This is a genomic window from Streptomyces sp. NPDC102514, from assembly GCF_055584525.1.
This window is the reverse complement of the sequence record NZ_JBVJLW010000007.1, coordinates 115044-131229: the sequence shown is the minus strand read 5'-3', so window position 1 is coordinate 131229 and position 16186 is coordinate 115044. Positions and strand designations below refer to the sequence as shown.

Below are 16186 nucleotides of genomic sequence, written 5' to 3'. Positions count from 1 at the left end.
GGGCCGGAGCCGATCAGCGGCTCCGCCGCGACGCGCGACGAGCCCTCACCCGCCCTGCACCCGAGCAGCCCGGCGCCGCAGGCGCCGCCTCGGGGGGCGCCCCGAAGGACCGCGCCACCCCCACCGGATAGCGTGCCCCCGTGACCTCCACACTGATCTGGATCGTGGTCGCCCTCGCGGCGATCGGCCTCTACCTGAGCTGGACGGCGGGCCGCCTGGACCGCCTGCACTCACGCATCGACGCAGCCCGCGCAGCCCTCGACGCACAGCTCCTGCGCCGCGCCTCGGTCGCCCAGGAACTCGCCACCGCCGGCGTGCTCGACCCGGCCGCGTCGATGGTGCTCTACGAGGCCGCGCACGCCGCCCGGCAGGCCGAGGAGGACCACCGGGAGGTCGCCGAGAGCGACCTCAGCCAGGCACTGCGGGCGGTCTTCGGGGAGACCGAGCAGGTGGAAGCGGTCCAGGCGGCCCCGGGCGGCGAGGACGCGGCCCGCGAACTCGCCCAGGCGGTCCGCCGCGTACCGATGGCCCGGCGCTTCCACAACGACGCCGTACGCGCGGCCCGCGCCCTGCGCCGCCACCGCAAGGTGCGCTGGTTCCGGCTGGCCGGACACGCCCCGTTCCCGCTGGCCTTCGAGATGGACGACGAGCCCCCGACGGCGCTCGCGGACCGCCCCGGAACGTAGGAGTTCCGGCGGCGCGAGGCCGTGGTCCGGGCGGGTGCGTGAATCCCGGACAAGGCCCTGACCAGCGGAAAAGCTCGGCATGGGCCGGAAAATGAGCCACCGCCTACCCATTGGCCCTTGCTGTGGCCTGGTCCCCGGGCGTTTCCTCGGTGTTTGCAGAAGCCCTCTTTCACCGAGTGAGGTCAACCCGTGTCCAGCACGCTCTCCCACCCCGTCCAGTCCACCGACACCCCGGCCACCGGCACCGCGCGCGTGAAGCGCGGCATGGCCGAGCAGCTCAAGGGTGGCGTGATCATGGACGTCGTCACGCCCGAGCAGGCGAAGATCGCCGAGGACGCGGGCGCCGTGGCCGTCATGGCCCTGGAGCGGGTCCCGGCCGACATCCGCAAGGACGGCGGCGTGGCACGCATGTCCGACCCGGACATGATCGAGGGCATCATCGAGGCCGTCTCGATCCCGGTGATGGCCAAGTCGCGCATCGGCCACTTCGTGGAGGCCCAGGTCCTGCAGTCCCTCGGCGTCGACTACATCGACGAGTCCGAGGTGCTCACCCCCGCCGACGAGGTCAACCACTCCGACAAGTGGGCCTACACGACCCCCTTCGTCTGTGGTGCCACCAACCTGGGCGAGGCCCTGCGCCGCATAGCAGAGGGCGCCGCCATGATCCGCTCCAAGGGCGAGGCCGGCACCGGCAACGTCGTCGAGGCCGTACGCCACCTGCGCCAGATCAAGAACGAGATCGCCCGCCTGCGCGGCTACGACAACAACGAGCTGTACGCCGCCGCCAAGGAACTGCGCGCCCCCTACGAGATCGTCAAGGAGGTCGCCGAACTGGGCAAGCTCCCGGTCGTGCTGTTCTCCGCGGGTGGCGTGGCCACTCCCGCCGATGCGGCGCTGATGCGCCAGCTCGGCGCCGAGGGTGTCTTCGTCGGCTCCGGCATCTTCAAGTCCGGCGACCCGGCCAAGCGCGCCGCGGCCATCGTGAAGGCCACCACCTTCTACGACGACCCGAAGATCATCGCGGACGCCTCCCGCAACCTGGGCGAGGCCATGGTCGGCATCAACTGCGACACCCTCCCCGAGTCCGAGCGCTACGCGAACCGCGGCTGGTAGTCCGTCCCTCCGGACGGAGACCACCCTCTCCAGGGCACCCCTTCACACAAGGCAGGCACTCCGTAGATGAGCACCACCCCCGTCATAGGCGTCCTGGCCCTCCAGGGCGACGTACGGGAGCACCTCATCGCCCTGGCCGCGGCGGACGCCGTGGCCAGGCCGGTGCGGCGCCCCGAGGAACTCGCCGAGGTCGACGGACTGATCGTCCCCGGCGGTGAGTCCACCACCATCTCCAAACTGGCCGTCCTCTTCGGCCTGATGGAGCCCCTTCGCGCGCGCGTGCGGGACGGCCTGCCCGTCTACGGCAGCTGCGCGGGCATGATCATGCTCGCCGACAAGATCCTCGACCCGCGCTCGGGCCAGGAGACGATCGGCGGCATCGACATGATCGTGCGCCGCAACGCCTTCGGACGGCAGAACGAATCCTTCGAGGCGAAGGTCGACGTGAGGGGCATCGAGGGCGATGCTGTGGAGGGACTCTTCATCCGGGCCCCCTGGGTGGAATCGGTGGGCGCGGAGGCCGAGGTACTGGCCGAGTACGGCGGTCACATCGTCGCCGTACGCCAGGGCAACGCGCTCGCCACGTCGTTCCATCCGGAACTGACCGGCGACCACCGCGTGCACGGTCTCTTCGTCGACATGGTCCGCGCGACCCGGACAGCGGCGTCCTAGTAGGATCTGGGGGTCCCCCAGGCTCTCGAAGCCCCGGGAGTTCGTACTGGTTGGGTTACGCGAAGGAGACAGGCAGATGTCCGGCCACTCTAAATGGGCCACGACGAAGCACAAGAAGGCCGTGATCGACGCCAAGCGCGGCAAGCTCTTCGCGAAGCTGATCAAGAACATCGAGGTCGCGGCGCGCATGGGCGGCGTGGACCTCGACGGCAATCCGACGCTTTACGACGCCGTGCAGAAGGCCAAGAAGTCCTCGGTCCCGAACAAGAACATCGACTCCGCGGTCAAGCGCGGCGGTGGTCTCGAAGCCGGTGGCGCCGACTACGAGACGATCATGTACGAGGGGTACGGCCCGAACGGTGTCGCGGTGCTCATCGAGTGCCTCACCGACAACCGCAACCGCGCCGCCTCGGACGTACGCGTCGCCATGACCCGCAACGGCGGCAACATGGCCGACCCGGGTTCCGTCGCGTACCTCTTCAACCGCAAGGGCGTCGTCATCGTCCCCAAGGGCGAGCTGTCCGAGGACGACGTCCTCGGTGCCGTGCTCGACGCGGGTGCCGAGGAGGTCAACGACCTCGGTGAGTCCTTCGAGGTCCTCTCCGAGGCCACCGACCTGGTCGCGGTGCGCACCGCGCTCCAGGAGGCCGGCATCGACTACGACTCGGCCGACGCCAACTTCGTCCCGACGATGCAGATCGAGCTGGACGAGGACGGCGCCCGGAAGATCTTCAAGCTCATCGACGCCCTTGAGGACAGCGACGACGTGCAGAACGTCTTCGCCAACTTCGACGTGAGCGACGAGGTCATGGAGAAGGTCGACGCGTAACACCGCGCCGCACACCGCCCGCCGCGCGTCGTCGCGCCGCAGCCGGTACGGGCTCAACGGGCCGACGGGACACACCCCGTCGGCCCGTCCCGTTGTCGGCCCGCCCCCTTGCCGGGCGTCGCTGGCGGGCGTTGTCGGTGGCACCCGATAACCTGCACGAATCGGGGACAGCACCCCGGTGGTGGCCGGGTGGGGCCGATCAGTCGAAGGAGGGGGCCGGGTGCGGGTACTGGGCGTTGACCCCGGATTGACCCGGTGCGGTGTCGGGGTCGTCGAAGGCGTGGCGGGCCGGCCGCTCACCATGATCGCCGTCGGAGTCGTCCGCACCCCCTCCGACGCGGAGTTGGGACAGCGCCTCGTCGCCATCGAGCAGGGCATCGAGCAGTGGCTCGACGAGCACCGCCCCGAATACGTCGCAGTGGAGCGGGTGTTCAGCCAGCACAACGTCCGTACGGTGATGGGCACGGCCCAGGCCAGCGCGGTCGCGATGCTCTGCGCGGCCCGGCGCGGCATCCCCGTCGCCCTGCACACCCCCAGCGAGGTCAAGGCCGCCGTCACCGGCAACGGCCGCGCCGACAAGGCCCAGGTCGGCGCCATGGTCACCCGGCTGCTGCGGCTCGACGCACCGCCCAGGCCCGCCGACGCCGCCGACGCCCTCGCCCTCGCCATCTGCCACATCTGGCGTGCCCCGGCCGTGAACCGCCTCCAGCAGGCACAGGCCGCGCACCGCCGGGCCCAGCTCTCCACCCGGAAGGTCACCCGATGATCGCCTTCGTCAGCGGCAAGGTCGCCGCCCTCGCCCCCGACTCCGCGGTGGTCGAGGTGGGCGGTATCGGCATCGCCGTCCAGTGCACCCCCGACACCCTCTCCGGACTGCGCATGGGCAAGGAGGCCCGGCTCGCCACCTCCCTGGTCGTCCGCGAGGACTCGCTGACGCTGTACGGCTTCGCGGACGACGACGAGCGCCAGACCTTCGTGCTGCTGCAGACCGCGAGCGGGGTGGGGCCGCGGCTGGCCCAGGCGATGCTCGCCGTGCACAGCCCGGACGCCCTGCGCCGCGCGGTGTCCACCGGGGACGAGAAGGCCCTCACCGCCGTCCCGGGCATCGGCAAGAAGGGGGCCCAGAAGCTGCTGCTCGAACTGAAGGACCGCCTCGGGGAGCCGCTCGGTACGGGGGGCGCGGCGATCGGGCGGCCCGTCGCCGAGGGGTGGCGGGAGCAGCTGCATGCCGCGCTGATCGGGCTGGGATATGCGACCCGGGAGGCCGACGAGGCGGTGTCGGCGGTTGCGCCGCAGGCGGAGGCCTCCGGCGAGGTGCCGCAGATCGGTCAGTTGTTGAAGGCCGCGCTTCAGACGCTCAACCGGGCCCGCTGAGCCCTGCCGGGGGAGGGGCCGTCATGAACCTGCGGGTGCGTCGTGGCCGGTCGCGCAGTTCCCCGCGCCCCTTCGGGGCACCCCACGTCCGCACGACCTGAACCACTACCCCGCGAGGCACGCCGAATGAACTGGGACGAGACGACCGACGACGGCAGCGGCGAGCGGCTCGTCGGTGCTGCCGGGGATCGTGAGGAGCAGGCCGTCGAGGCCGCCCTGCGGCCCAAGGACCTCGGTGAGTTCATCGGTCAGGAGAAGGTCCGCGAACAGCTCGACCTCGTCCTGCGCGCCGCCCGCGCGCGGGGCGCCACCGCCGACCACGTGCTGCTCTCCGGCGCCCCCGGCCTGGGCAAGACCACCCTCTCGATGATCATCGCCGCCGAGATGGAGGCCCCGATCCGCATCACCAGCGGCCCCGCCATCCAGCACGCGGGCGACCTCGCGGCGATCCTCTCCTCCCTCCAGGAGGGCGAGGTCCTCTTCCTCGACGAGATCCACCGCATGTCGCGGCCCGCCGAGGAGATGCTCTACATGGCGATGGAGGACTTCCGCGTCGACGTCATCGTCGGCAAGGGCCCCGGCGCCACCGCCATCCCCCTCGAACTGCCGCCCTTCACGCTGGTCGGCGCCACCACGCGCGCGGGCCTGCTGCCGCCCCCGCTGCGCGACCGCTTCGGCTTCACCGCCCACATGGAGTTCTACGAGCCCGCCGAGCTGGAGCGGGTCATCCACCGTTCCGCACATCTGCTCGACGTGGAGATCGACACGGACGGGGCCGCCGAGATCGCCGGCCGCTCCCGGGGCACGCCGCGTATCGCCAACCGCCTGCTGCGCCGGGTCCGCGACTACGCCCAGGTCAAGGCCGACGGCGTCATCGACCAGGACATCTCCAGGGCCGCCCTCGCGGTGTACGAAGTGGACAGCCGCGGCCTCGACCGTCTCGACCGGGGCGTCCTCGAAGCCCTCCTCAAGCTCTTCGGCGGCGGGCCCGTCGGCCTCTCCACGCTCGCCGTGGCCGTGGGGGAGGAGCGGGAGACCGTGGAAGAGGTGGCCGAGCCCTTCCTCGTACGCGAGGGGCTGCTGGCCCGTACGCCCCGCGGACGCGTCGCCACTCCGGCCGCGTGGGCTCACCTGGGGCTCACGCCGCCCCGGTCGTCAACCGGTGGAAACGGACAAGGGGACCTGTTCGGGGCGTGACGGCGAGGGGGCTCGCGAGGTCAGGAACCCCGGTGCCATGCTGAGCGTTGTTCCTTGACGGCGGACTCGCTTAGACTCCGCCGATGCCGCCCTTGTCGACGGCGTACATACCCCCATCCATCAGGCCGCTCACCATCGCGGTCGAATGAAGGAAGTTCCGTCCCGTGAGTCTCGTGACCCTCCTCCCGTTCATCGTGCTCATCGGGGCCATGTTCCTGATGACCCGGTCGGCCAAGAAGAAGCAGAATGCGGCTGCGCAGATGCGCAACGACATGCAGCCCGGCACCGGAGTCCGCACGATCGGTGGCATGTACGCAACGGTGAAGGAGGTCAACGAGGAGACGGTCCTCCTTGACGCGGGCCCGGGCGTCGACCTGCTCTTCGCGAAGAACGCCATCGGCGCGGTCCTCGGCGACGACGAGTACAACCGCATCGTCCACGGCATCGAGCACGACCTGAAGTCCGACGAGTCGGTCGTGCCGGACGACGCCTCCTCCCTCACCGAGACGGACGAGTCCGCCGACGTCTCCGACGGCAAGCACGTCGACCTCGGCAAGAAGGACGCGGCCGACGAGCCCGTCGCCGAGCCGACGACCGAGCCCGTCGCGGAGCCCGCCGACGAGTCCGCCGTCGCGGAGCCGAAGAAGACCGACGCCGCGGAGCTGAAGAAGTCCGACGGCGAGTCCGACACGAAGTAGCCACGACCGGGGACCGCGGAGTGCGCCGCTCGCGCGCCGTGGTCCCCGGACGTCCGGCTTCGCGTGGAACCCCACACCATTTGATGCCCGTCCGCGAAGGTACCGAGAGACCGGGCGGACGAAGAGGGAGAACGAGAAGGTGGCAGCACCTAAGAAGGGCCGACAGGGCACCCAGAGCAGGCCGGGGCGCACCTTGGCCCTGATCCTGATCGCCATCGTGGCGCTCACCGGCGGCATGTTCGCCTCCGGGCACACGACACCGCGACTGGGCATCGACCTCGCAGGCGGTACGAGCATCACGCTCCAGGCGAAGAACGAGCCCGGTCAGAAGAACGCGATCAACAAGACCAACATGGACACCGCGGTCGACATCATGAACCGCCGTGTCAACGGTCTGGGCGTCAGCGAAGCGGAGGTGCAGACCCAGGGCGACAGCAACATCATCGTCAACATCCCCAAGGGTACGAACTCCGAGCAGGCCCGGGAACAGGTCGGCACCACCGCCAAGCTCTACTTCCGTCCCGTGCTGGTCACCGAGGTCACCGGCGCCGACGCCGCGACCCCGTCCCCGAGCGCGTCCGGCAGCTCCTCCGCGAGCCCTTCCGCCTCGGCGAAGGAGAGCGAGAAGGCCACCTCGTCCTCGTCGCCCTCCGCCTCCGCCACCTCGCAGGGCCGGGCGGTCACCGACGCGCTGAAGGCCGACCCCACTCCCTCGGGGAGCAGCACGGGCAGTGAGTCCCCCGCTGCCAGCCCCTCGGCGTCCGCGAGCACCGACCCGGCGACCGCGAAGCTCCAGGCGCAGTACACGGCGCTGGACTGCAGCAAGAAGACGGTCCGCGCCAAGGCCGGTGACGGCGTCAAGGCCGGCGACCCGACCGTGGCCTGCGGCCAGAACTCGCAGGGCCAGTGGCAGAAGTACATCCTGGGCCCGGCCGAGGTCGAGGGCACGGACGTCGACAAGGCCTCGGCCGTGTTCGACACCCAGGGTGCCGCGGGCTGGAAAGTCACCATGGACTTCACCGGCAAGGGCGGCAAGAAGTTCGCGAGCATCACGGGCAAGCTGGCGCAGAACCAGTCCCCGCAGAACCAGTTCGCCATCGTCCTCGACGGTGAGGTCGTCTCCGACCCGTACGTCAGCCAGGCGCTGACCGGCGGCACCGCGGAGATCTCCGGCAGCTTCGACCAGCAGGAGGCCCAGGACCTCGCCAACATGCTGTCGTACGGCGCGCTGCCGCTCACCTTCACCGAGGCGAGCGTCACCACCGTCACCGCCGCGCTCGGCGGCGAGCAGCTGGAGGCCGGTCTGATCGCCGGCGCCATCGGCCTGGCCCTGGTCATCATCTACCTGGTGCTCTACTACCGGGGTCTGTCGCTCATCGCCATCGCCTCGCTGCTGGTCTCCGCGGTCATGACGTACGTGATCATGGCGCTGCTCGGCCCGACCATCGGCTTCGCGCTGAACCTGCCCGCGGTCTGCGGCGCCATCGTGGCCATCGGCATCACGGCGGACTCGTTCATCGTGTTCTTCGAACGCATCCGTGACGAGATCCGCGAAGGCCGCAGGATGCGCCCCGCGGTCGAGCGTGCCTGGCCGCGCGCCCGGCGCACCATCCTGGTCTCCGACTTCGTGTCGTTCCTCGCCGCCGCCGTGCTCTTCGTCGTCACCGTCGGCAAGGTCCAGGGCTTCGCCTTCACCCTGGGTCTGACCACCCTGCTCGACGTGGTGGTCGTCTTCTTCTTCACCAAGCCGCTGATGACGCTTCTGGCCCGCAGGAAGTTCTTCGCGGACGGCCACAGCTGGTCCGGCCTCGACCCGAAGCGACTGGGCGTGCAGCCGCCGCTGCGCCGCACCCGTCGTGCGTCCGCCCCCGTCGACACGAAGGAGGCGTGAGATGTCGAAACTCGGCACCCTCGGCGCCCGGCTCCACCGCGGTGAGATCGGCTACGACTTCGTCGGCAAGCGCAAGATCTGGTACGGCGTCTCGATCCTGATCACCATCACGGCGATCCTGGGCCTCGCGGTGCGCGGCCTGAACATGGGCATCGAGTTCCAGGGCGGCGCCGTCTTCACCACGGAGCGCACCAGCGTCTCGGTGAGCCAGGCCGAGACGTACGCGGAAGAGGCCTCGGGCCACGACGCGATCGTCCAGAAGCTCGGCAACGGCGGACTGCGCATCCAGGTCGCCGGCGTCGACACCAGCAAGTCCGACCAGATCAAGAAGACCCTCGCCTCGGACCTCAAGGTCGACCCGGAGAAGATCAACGCCGATCTGGTCGGCCCCAGTTGGGGTGATCAGGTCGCCAACAAGGCCTGGCAGGGCCTGGCGATCTTCATGGTCCTCGTCGTGATCTATCTGGCGATCGCCTTCGAGTGGCGCATGGCCGCGGCGGCGCTCGTGGCGCTCATCCACGACATCACCATCACGGTCGGCGTCTACGCACTCGTCGGGTTCGAAGTCACCCCGGGCACCGTGATCGGTCTGCTCACGATCCTCGGTTACTCGCTGTACGACACGGTGGTCGTCTTCGACAGCCTCAAGGAACAGACGAAGGACATCACCAAACAGACCCGCTACACCTACAGCGAGATCGCCGACCGCTCGATCAACGGCACCCTGGTGCGTTCGATCAACACCACGGTCGTCGCGCTGCTCCCGGTGGCGGGCCTGCTGTTCATCGGTGGCGGTGTCCTCGGCGCGGGCATGCTCAACGACATCTCGCTGTCGCTGTTCGTCGGCCTCGCCGCCGGCGCGTACTCCTCGATCTTCATCGCCACGCCGCTCGTCGCCGACCTCAAGGAGCGCGAGCCGCAGATAAAGGCACTGAGGAAGCGCGTCCTGGCCAAGCGGGCCGCCGCCGCGGCGAAGGGCGAGTCCCTGGAGGCCCCGGTCGTCGAGCGCTCGTACGACGACGAGGAGCCGGAGGACGACGACGCGACCCCCGCGGTCGTCGGACCCCGTGCCCAGCGCGCCCAGCCCTCCTCCCGGGGCAGGGGCCGCGGCCGTCCCTCGGGCAAGCGCCGATGACCGGCGTCGAGGAGCTGCTGCTCAGCCGCATCCGTGACGTGCCCGACTACCCGGAGTCGGGCGTGGTGTTCAAGGACATCACCCCGCTCCTGGCGGACCCGGCGGCGTTCACGGCGCTCACCGAAGCCCTGGCCGAGGTCAGTGTCCGCAACGGCGCCACGAAGATCGTCGGCCTGGAGGCCCGCGGCTTCATCCTCGGCGCCCCCGTCGCGGTCCGCGCCGGACTGGGCTTCATCCCCGTGCGCAAGGCCGGCAAGCTCCCCGGAGCGACCCTCAGCCAGTCGTACGAGCTGGAGTACGGCTCCGCCGAGATCGAGGTGCACGCCGAGGACCTCACGCCGGGCGACCGCGTCATGGTCGTCGACGACGTCCTCGCCACCGGTGGCACCGCCGAGGCCTCGCTCCAGCTGATCCGCAGGGCGGGCGCCGAGGTCGCCGGGGTCGCCGTTCTCATGGAGCTGGGCTTCCTGGGCGGCCGTGCCCGTCTGGAGCCCGCTCTGGACGGCGCCCCGCTGGAGGCACTGCTCACGGTCTGAGCGACCGGACGACCTGCCTCCCGGCAACCGGGCGGCCACCCGTCGGACATCGTTCAGAACCCCGCAGGACACCGCGCAGGCGGGTCCCGGAGGAATCCGGGACCCGCCTCTCGTGTTTCTCCCGTGGAAGGCCGTCCCACCGGCCGAAGGCGAGACCCGAGCCCAGGATCGCTACCATGGAGTTTCCGGAGCCTGACCGGGGACCCGGATCGCGCACGAGGAGCCCTCTTGCCAGACGAGGCCCAGCCACTCGCCCCCAGGGCCGACCGCCCGGGGGTATCACCCGCCGCCAAGCCCGGGCAGCCCGCGGCGTCCACGGGCACGCCCGCCGCGCCCGCACCCGCGAAGAACGGGTCGGCCGCCCCGGCCGAGGCGGCGGATCAGCCACGTCCCGAGCCGGCGGCTCCCGAGCGGCAGGCCTCCACGCCGGCGGCCCGCCCCGCGTCCGCCGCCCGGCCCGCCGCCGGCCAGCCCGCGCGCTCCGGTGGCTCCTCCAACCGTGTACGGGCCCGGCTCGCCCGTCTCGGCGTCCAGCGCTCGAACCCGTACAACCCGGTGCTGGAGCCGTTGCTGCGGATCGTGCGCAGCAACGACCCGAAGATCGAGACGGCCACGCTGCGCCAGGTCGAGCGCGCCTACCAGGTCGCCGAGCGCTGGCACCGCGGCCAGAAGCGCAAGAGCGGCGACCCGTACATCACGCACCCGCTCGCGGTGACGACGATCCTCGCCGAGCTGGGCATGGACCCGGCGACGCTGATGGCGGGGCTCCTGCACGACACGGTCGAGGACACCGAGTACGGCCTCGACACCCTCCGCAAGGACTTCGGCGACCAGGTCGCCCTGCTCGTCGACGGCGTCACCAAGCTCGACAAGGTCAAGTTCGGCGAGGCCGCGCAGGCCGAGACCGTCCGCAAGATGGTCGTCGCCATGGCCAAGGACCCGCGCGTCCTGGTCATCAAGCTCGCCGACCGCCTGCACAACATGCGCACCATGCGCTACCTCAAGCGCGAGAAGCAGGAGAAGAAGGCGCGCGAGACCCTGGAGATCTACGCGCCGCTCGCCCACCGCCTGGGCATGAACACCATCAAGTGGGAGCTGGAGGACCTCGCCTTCGCGATCCTCTACCCCAAGATGTACGACGAGATCGTGCGCCTGGTCGCCGAGCGCGCCCCCAAGCGCGACGAATACCTCGCCATAGTGACCGACGAGGTCCAGTCCGACCTGCGCGCGGCCCGCATCAAGGCGACCGTCACCGGCCGCCCGAAGCACTACTACAGCGTCTACCAGAAGATGATCGTCCGCGGCCGTGACTTCGCGGAGATCTACGACCTGGTGGGCATCCGCGTCCTCGTCGACACGGTCCGCGACTGCTACGCGGCACTGGGCACCGTCCACGCCCGCTGGAACCCGGTTCCGGGGCGGTTCAAGGACTACATCGCGATGCCCAAGTTCAACATGTACCAGTCGCTGCACACGACGGTCATCGGGCCCAACGGCAAGCCGGTCGAACTCCAGATCCGTACGTTCGACATGCACCGCCGCGCCGAGTACGGCATCGCCGCCCACTGGAAGTACAAGCAGGAGGCCGTCGCCGGCGCCTCCAAGGTGCGCTCCGACCAGCCGCGGACCACCGGCAAGGACGACCACCTCAACGACATGGCGTGGCTGCGCCAGCTCCTCGACTGGCAGAAGGAGACCGAGGACCCGGGCGAGTTCCTGGAGTCCCTGCGCTTCGACCTCTCGCGCAACGAGGTCTTCGTCTTCACGCCGAAGGGCGACGTGATAGCGCTGCCGGCCGGCGCGACCCCCGTGGACTTCTCCTACGCGGTGCACACGGAGGTGGGCCACCGCACCATAGGAGCACGCGTCAACGGACGCCTCGTACCGCTGGAGTCGACCCTCGACAACGGCGACCTGGTGGAGGTCTTCACCTCCAAGGCGGCCGGCGCCGGACCCTCCCGGGACTGGCTGGGCTTCGTCAAGTCGCCCCGCGCCCGCAACAAGATCCGCGCCTGGTTCTCCAAGGAGCGCCGCGACGAGGCGATCGAGCAGGGCAAGGACGCCATCGCGCGGGCCATGCGCAAGCAGAACCTGCCGATCCAGCGCATCCTCACCGGCGACTCGCTGGTCACGCTCGCGCACGAGATGCGCTACCCCGACATCTCGTCCCTGTACGCGGCCATCGGCGAAGGCCATGTGGCCGCGCAGGGTGTCGTGCAGAAGCTCGTGCAGGCGCTCGGCGGCGAGGAGGCCGCCACCGAGGAGATCGACGAGAGCGTCCCGCCCGCGCGCGGCCGGGGCCGCAAGCGCCGCTCGAACGCCGACCCGGGTGTCGTCGTCAAGGGCGTCGACGACGTGTGGGTCAAGCTGGCCCGCTGTTGTACGCCCGTTCCCGGCGACCCGATCATGGGCTTCGTGACGCGCGGCAGCGGGGTGTCGGTCCACCGCACGGACTGCGTCAACGTCGACTCCCTGTCCCGCGAGCCCGAGCGCATCCTCGAAGTCGAGTGGGCCCCCACCCAGTCCTCGGTCTTCCTGGTCGCCATCCAGGTCGAGGCACTGGACCGCTCACGGCTCCTGTCGGACGTCACACGCGTCCTGTCCGACCAGCACGTCAACATCCTGTCCGCGGCCGTCCAGACGTCCCGCGACCGGGTGGCCACCTCCCGCTTCACCTTCGAGATGGGCGACCCCAAGCACCTGGGCCACGTCCTGAAGGCGGTCAGGGGAGTGGAGGGCGTGTACGACGTCTACCGGGTGACATCGGCCCGCCGCCCGTCGGAGGCCTAGCAGCAGAACACGAAGGAGGGGCTCCCGTACGGTCTGTACGGGAGCCCCTCCTTCGTCGGTTGGGCAGCGCCCCCGAAGGGGCGCGGGGAACTGCGCGACCAGCCACGACGCACCCGCAGTCAAAAACGGGCCGTCCAGCGGAGCGCCCCGGCGGAGCTAGCCGCCGAACTCGTGCAGCCCCTTGAGCGCCTGCTCCAGCAGAGCCTGCCGCCCGTCGAGTTCCCGCTGGAGCTTGTCGGCCCTGGCCCCGTTACCGGCGGAGCGAGCCGTCTCGATCTGCCCCTGGAGCTTGTCCACCGCAGCCTGCAGCTGCCCGGTCAGACCCTCCGCACGCGCGCGTGCCTCCGGGTTCGTCCGGCGCCACTCGGTCTCCTCGGACTCCTGGAGCGCCCGCTCCACGGCGTGCATCCGCCCCTCGACCTTCGGCCGGGCGTCCCGCGGCACATGGCCGATGGCCTCCCAGCGCTCGTTGATCGAGCGAAAAGCGGCCCTGGCCGCTTTCAGATCCTGCACAGGGACGAGCTTCTCGGCCTCCTCGGCCAGCTCCTCCTTGAGCTTCAGGTTCTCCGTCTGCTCCGCGTCCCGCTCGGCGAAGACCGAGCTGCGCGCCGCGAAGAACACGTCCTGGGCGCCGCGGAAGCGGTTCCACAGGTCGTCCTCGTGCTCGCGCTGGGCGCGGCCCGCGGCCTTCCAGTCCGCCATCAGCTCGCGGTAACGGGCCGCCGTCGGACCCCAGTCGGCCGAGGCCGAGAGCGACTCGGCCTCCGCGACCAGCTTCTCCTTGGTCTTGCGGGCCTCCTCGCGCTGCGCGTCCAGCGACGCGAAGTGCGCCTTGCGCCGCTTGGAGAACGCCGAGCGCGCGTGCGAGAAGCGGTGCCACAGCTCGTCGTCGGACTTCCGGTCGAGCCTCGGCAGGCCCTTCCAGGTGTCCACGAGCGCCCGCAGCCGCTCACCGGCGGCCCGCCACTGGTCCGACTGGGCCAGTTCCTCCGCCTCGACGACCAGCGCCTCCTTGGAGTGCCGGGCCTCGTCGGACTGCTTCGCCCGCTGAGCCTTGCGCTCCTCACGACGGGCGTCGACCGTCTCGACGAGCTTGTCCAGCCGGACCTTCAGCGCGTCCAGATCCCCGACCGCGTGGTGGGCGTCCACCTGTTCGCGGATGTGGGAGATGGCGACCTGGGCGTCCTTCGAGGACAGGTCGGTGGTCTTCACCCGTCGTTCGAGAAGGCCGATCTCCACGACCAGTCCCTCGTACTTGCGCTCGAAGTAGGCCAGTGCCTCGTCGGGAGTACCGGCCTGCCAGGAACCGACGACCTGCTCGCCGTCGGTGGTACGCACGTACACGGTGCCCGTCTCGTCGACGCGGCCCCACGGGTCGCTGCTCACAGCGCCTCCTCCACATGATGCCTGCGTGGGGCGGCATTGCCCCCGGGCATCGTCCACAGTTTCGTCACGGCCAACATAGGCGACCGGCGGGGCGGCTGTCCGCATCCCGCGCGACCGAAATTTCGCTGCCTGCGGTCAGGATTTCGTCACGGTCGCCTTGTCGATCACGACGGTCGCGTTGGGTGCGCCGTCGCCCTGGCCAGTGCTCTCGCCGGCGCCCGCGATTTTCTTCAGCACCTTCATGCCCGATTCGGAAATCGTGCCGAACGGTGTGTAGTTGGCCGGCAACTGACTGTCCTGGTAGACGAGGAAGAACTGGCTGCCGCCGCTGTTGCGGCCTTCCTTCGTCTGCGCGTTGTACTGGTTGGCCATCGCCACCGTGCCCGCCGGATAGACATCGCCCTTGAGGCGCTTGTCCTTGAGGTTCTCGTCGGGAATCGTGTAGCCGGGGCCGCCCATGCCGGTGCCCTGCGGGTCACCGCACTGGAGCACGTAGATGCCGTTCGTCGTCAGACGGTGGCACTTGGTGTGGTCCAGATAGCCCTTGCCCGTGAGGAAGCTGAACGAGTTCACGGTGTGCGGGGCCTTCGAGGCCGGCATGTCGATGTCTATCGCGCCGCAGGTCGTCTGCAGCTTCATCGTGTAGTCCGCCGACTTGTCGATGGTGATCGCCGGTTCCTTCTTGTACGTCAGCGACTTCACCTTGCCCGCGGCGGCCTTGTCACAGGGGTCCGGGGCCTTGCTGGGGGAGGCGCTCGGGGTGGCCTCCGCGGCGGCGTTCGACTTGTCGTCGTCGTCCTTCTTGAAGACCCCGGTCGCGTACGACACCACGCTGCCGACGACGATCACGCCGAGGACCGACGCGATCACCGCGTTACGAGCGTGGGCCTTGCGCCGAGCGGACGTACGCCGCTGCTGTTGCCGCAAGAACTTCTCCCGGGCGAGCTGACGCCGCCGCTGTTCCTGGGTGACCACCGGGTTATCTCCTCATGCGTCTCGTACGTCAGGTGGGACGCGTGGGTCTTGTGAGCCGACCGCCTGCGTGTGCCCCGTACCGTATATGGGTTCGCTGTGGTTCCGGCAGCGCCGGTAGGCTCTGAACCGCAGCGAAGCCATCCCCCGTGCGACATTCCGTACGGCATACCGAAGGACGAACGTGCTCATTGCCGGGTTCCCCGCCGGGGCCTGGGGCACCAACTGTTATGTGGTCGCCCCCGCCGCCGGTGAGGAGTGCGTGATCATCGACCCGGGCCACCAGGCCGCCCAGGGAGTCGAGGAAGCGCTCGCCAAGCATCGGCTCAAGCCCGTCGCCGTCGTCCTCACGCACGGCCACATCGACCATGTGGCCTCGGTGGTCCCGGTGTGCGGCGCGCACGACGTGCCCGCCTGGATCCACCCCGAGGACCGCTACATGATGAGCGACCCGGAGCGGGCGCTCGGCCGCTCGATCGGCATGCCGCTGATGGGCGAGCTGACGGTCGGCGAACCGGACGACGTACGGGAACTGACGGACGGCGCCGCGCTGAGACTCGCCGGCCTGGACTTCTCCGTCGCGCACGCGCCGGGCCATACGAAGGGGTCGGTGACGTTCCGGATGCCCGAGAGCGCGGAGATCCCCTCCGTCTTCTTCTCCGGGGATCTGCTCTTCGCCGGCTCCATCGGACGCACCGACCTGCCCGGCGGCGACATGGACGAGATGCTCGGCTCGCTGGCACGTGTGTGCCTGCCGCTCGACGACTCGACCGTGGTGCTGTCCGGCCACGGCGCCCAGACGACCATCGGCCAGGAGCGCGCCACCAACCCGTACCTGCGGCAGGTGGCGGCGCCCGGCCCCGGAGCGGACCCGACCTCCGCTCCTCGACGAGGAATGTGACGAGAG

The 16186-nt window shown here is 70.1% G+C and carries 15 protein-coding genes; 13 read left to right on the top strand and 2 right to left on the bottom strand.

Features of this window, described 5'->3' with window-relative positions; all coding sequences use genetic code 11:
* Window positions 1-140 precede the first annotated feature (140 nt).
* From ACZ60E_RS19495 to ACZ60E_RS19440, 12 genes are all read left to right on the top strand, one after another.
* Window positions 141-686: a hypothetical protein gene (locus ACZ60E_RS19495; protein ID WP_210891882.1), complete on the top strand. Its 546-nt coding sequence runs from the start codon at window positions 141-143 to the stop codon at window positions 684-686.
* 264 nt (window positions 687-950) lie between these two features.
* The gene (pdxS, locus tag ACZ60E_RS19490) at window positions 951-1799 is read left to right on the top strand and encodes a pyridoxal 5'-phosphate synthase lyase subunit PdxS (RefSeq protein WP_384810304.1); all 849 of its coding nucleotides are present in this window, start codon (window positions 951-953) and stop codon (window positions 1797-1799) included.
* 66 nt (window positions 1800-1865) lie between these two features.
* Entirely contained in the window at window positions 1866-2471 is a 606-nt protein-coding gene (pdxT, locus tag ACZ60E_RS19485; RefSeq protein ID WP_385834918.1) for a pyridoxal 5'-phosphate synthase glutaminase subunit PdxT, read from the top strand.
* Window positions 2472-2547: 76 nt separating this feature from the next.
* Entirely contained in the window at window positions 2548-3300 is a 753-nt protein-coding gene (locus tag ACZ60E_RS19480; RefSeq protein WP_385834917.1) for a YebC/PmpR family DNA-binding transcriptional regulator, read from the top strand.
* Between the two features lie 220 nt (window positions 3301-3520).
* Window positions 3521-4066 carry a crossover junction endodeoxyribonuclease RuvC gene (gene ruvC / locus ACZ60E_RS19475; RefSeq protein ID WP_384810181.1) on the top strand — a complete coding sequence of 182 codons (546 nt, stop codon included), beginning with the start codon at window positions 3521-3523 and terminating at the stop codon, window positions 4064-4066.
* Window positions 4063-4674, top strand: coding sequence for a Holliday junction branch migration protein RuvA (gene ruvA / locus ACZ60E_RS19470; RefSeq protein ID WP_469441935.1), 612 nt, complete (start codon window positions 4063-4065; stop codon window positions 4672-4674). The genes ruvC and ruvA overlap by 4 nt, the downstream gene beginning before the upstream one ends.
* 126 nt (window positions 4675-4800) lie before the next feature.
* Window positions 4801-5871, top strand: coding sequence for a Holliday junction branch migration DNA helicase RuvB (ruvB, locus tag ACZ60E_RS19465; RefSeq protein ID WP_107019699.1), 1071 nt, complete (start codon window positions 4801-4803; stop codon window positions 5869-5871).
* Window positions 5872-6035: 164 nt separating this feature from the next.
* A complete protein-coding gene (gene yajC, locus ACZ60E_RS19460; protein ID WP_469441932.1) occupies window positions 6036-6569 on the top strand; it encodes a preprotein translocase subunit YajC in 534 nt (177 codons plus the stop codon).
* Between the two features lie 139 nt (window positions 6570-6708).
* Window positions 6709-8460 (top strand): protein translocase subunit SecD, encoded by a 1752-nt coding sequence (gene secD / locus ACZ60E_RS19455; protein ID WP_469441930.1) that lies wholly within the window; start codon window positions 6709-6711, stop codon window positions 8458-8460.
* A gap of 1 nt (window position 8461) precedes the next feature.
* Window positions 8462-9595 (top strand): protein translocase subunit SecF, encoded by a 1134-nt coding sequence (gene secF / locus ACZ60E_RS19450; RefSeq protein ID WP_384810170.1) that lies wholly within the window; start codon window positions 8462-8464, stop codon window positions 9593-9595.
* Complete coding sequence (locus tag ACZ60E_RS19445) at window positions 9592-10131, top strand: adenine phosphoribosyltransferase (protein WP_469441929.1); 540 nt, start codon at window positions 9592-9594, stop codon at window positions 10129-10131. The genes secF and ACZ60E_RS19445 overlap by 4 nt, the downstream gene beginning before the upstream one ends.
* Window positions 10132-10359: 228 nt before the next feature.
* The gene (locus ACZ60E_RS19440; protein ID WP_469441927.1) at window positions 10360-12921 is read left to right on the top strand and encodes a RelA/SpoT family protein; all 2562 of its coding nucleotides are present in this window, start codon (window positions 10360-10362) and stop codon (window positions 12919-12921) included.
* Between the two features lie 156 nt (window positions 12922-13077).
* Here ACZ60E_RS19440 and ACZ60E_RS19435 read toward each other — a convergent pair whose 3' ends face one another.
* Both ACZ60E_RS19435 and ACZ60E_RS19430 read right to left on the bottom strand, forming a co-directional pair.
* A complete protein-coding gene (locus ACZ60E_RS19435) occupies window positions 13078-14307 on the bottom strand; it encodes a DUF349 domain-containing protein (RefSeq protein ID WP_384810164.1) in 1230 nt (409 codons plus the stop codon).
* A gap of 135 nt (window positions 14308-14442) precedes the next feature.
* Entirely contained in the window at window positions 14443-15282 is an 840-nt protein-coding gene (locus ACZ60E_RS19430) for a peptidylprolyl isomerase (RefSeq protein WP_384810161.1), read from the bottom strand.
* A gap of 181 nt (window positions 15283-15463) precedes the next feature.
* On the opposite strand from ACZ60E_RS19430, the gene ACZ60E_RS19425 reads away from it, so the two are divergent.
* The gene (locus ACZ60E_RS19425) at window positions 15464-16180 is read left to right on the top strand and encodes an MBL fold metallo-hydrolase (RefSeq protein ID WP_384810158.1); all 717 of its coding nucleotides are present in this window, start codon (window positions 15464-15466) and stop codon (window positions 16178-16180) included.
* Window positions 16181-16186 lie beyond the last annotated feature (6 nt).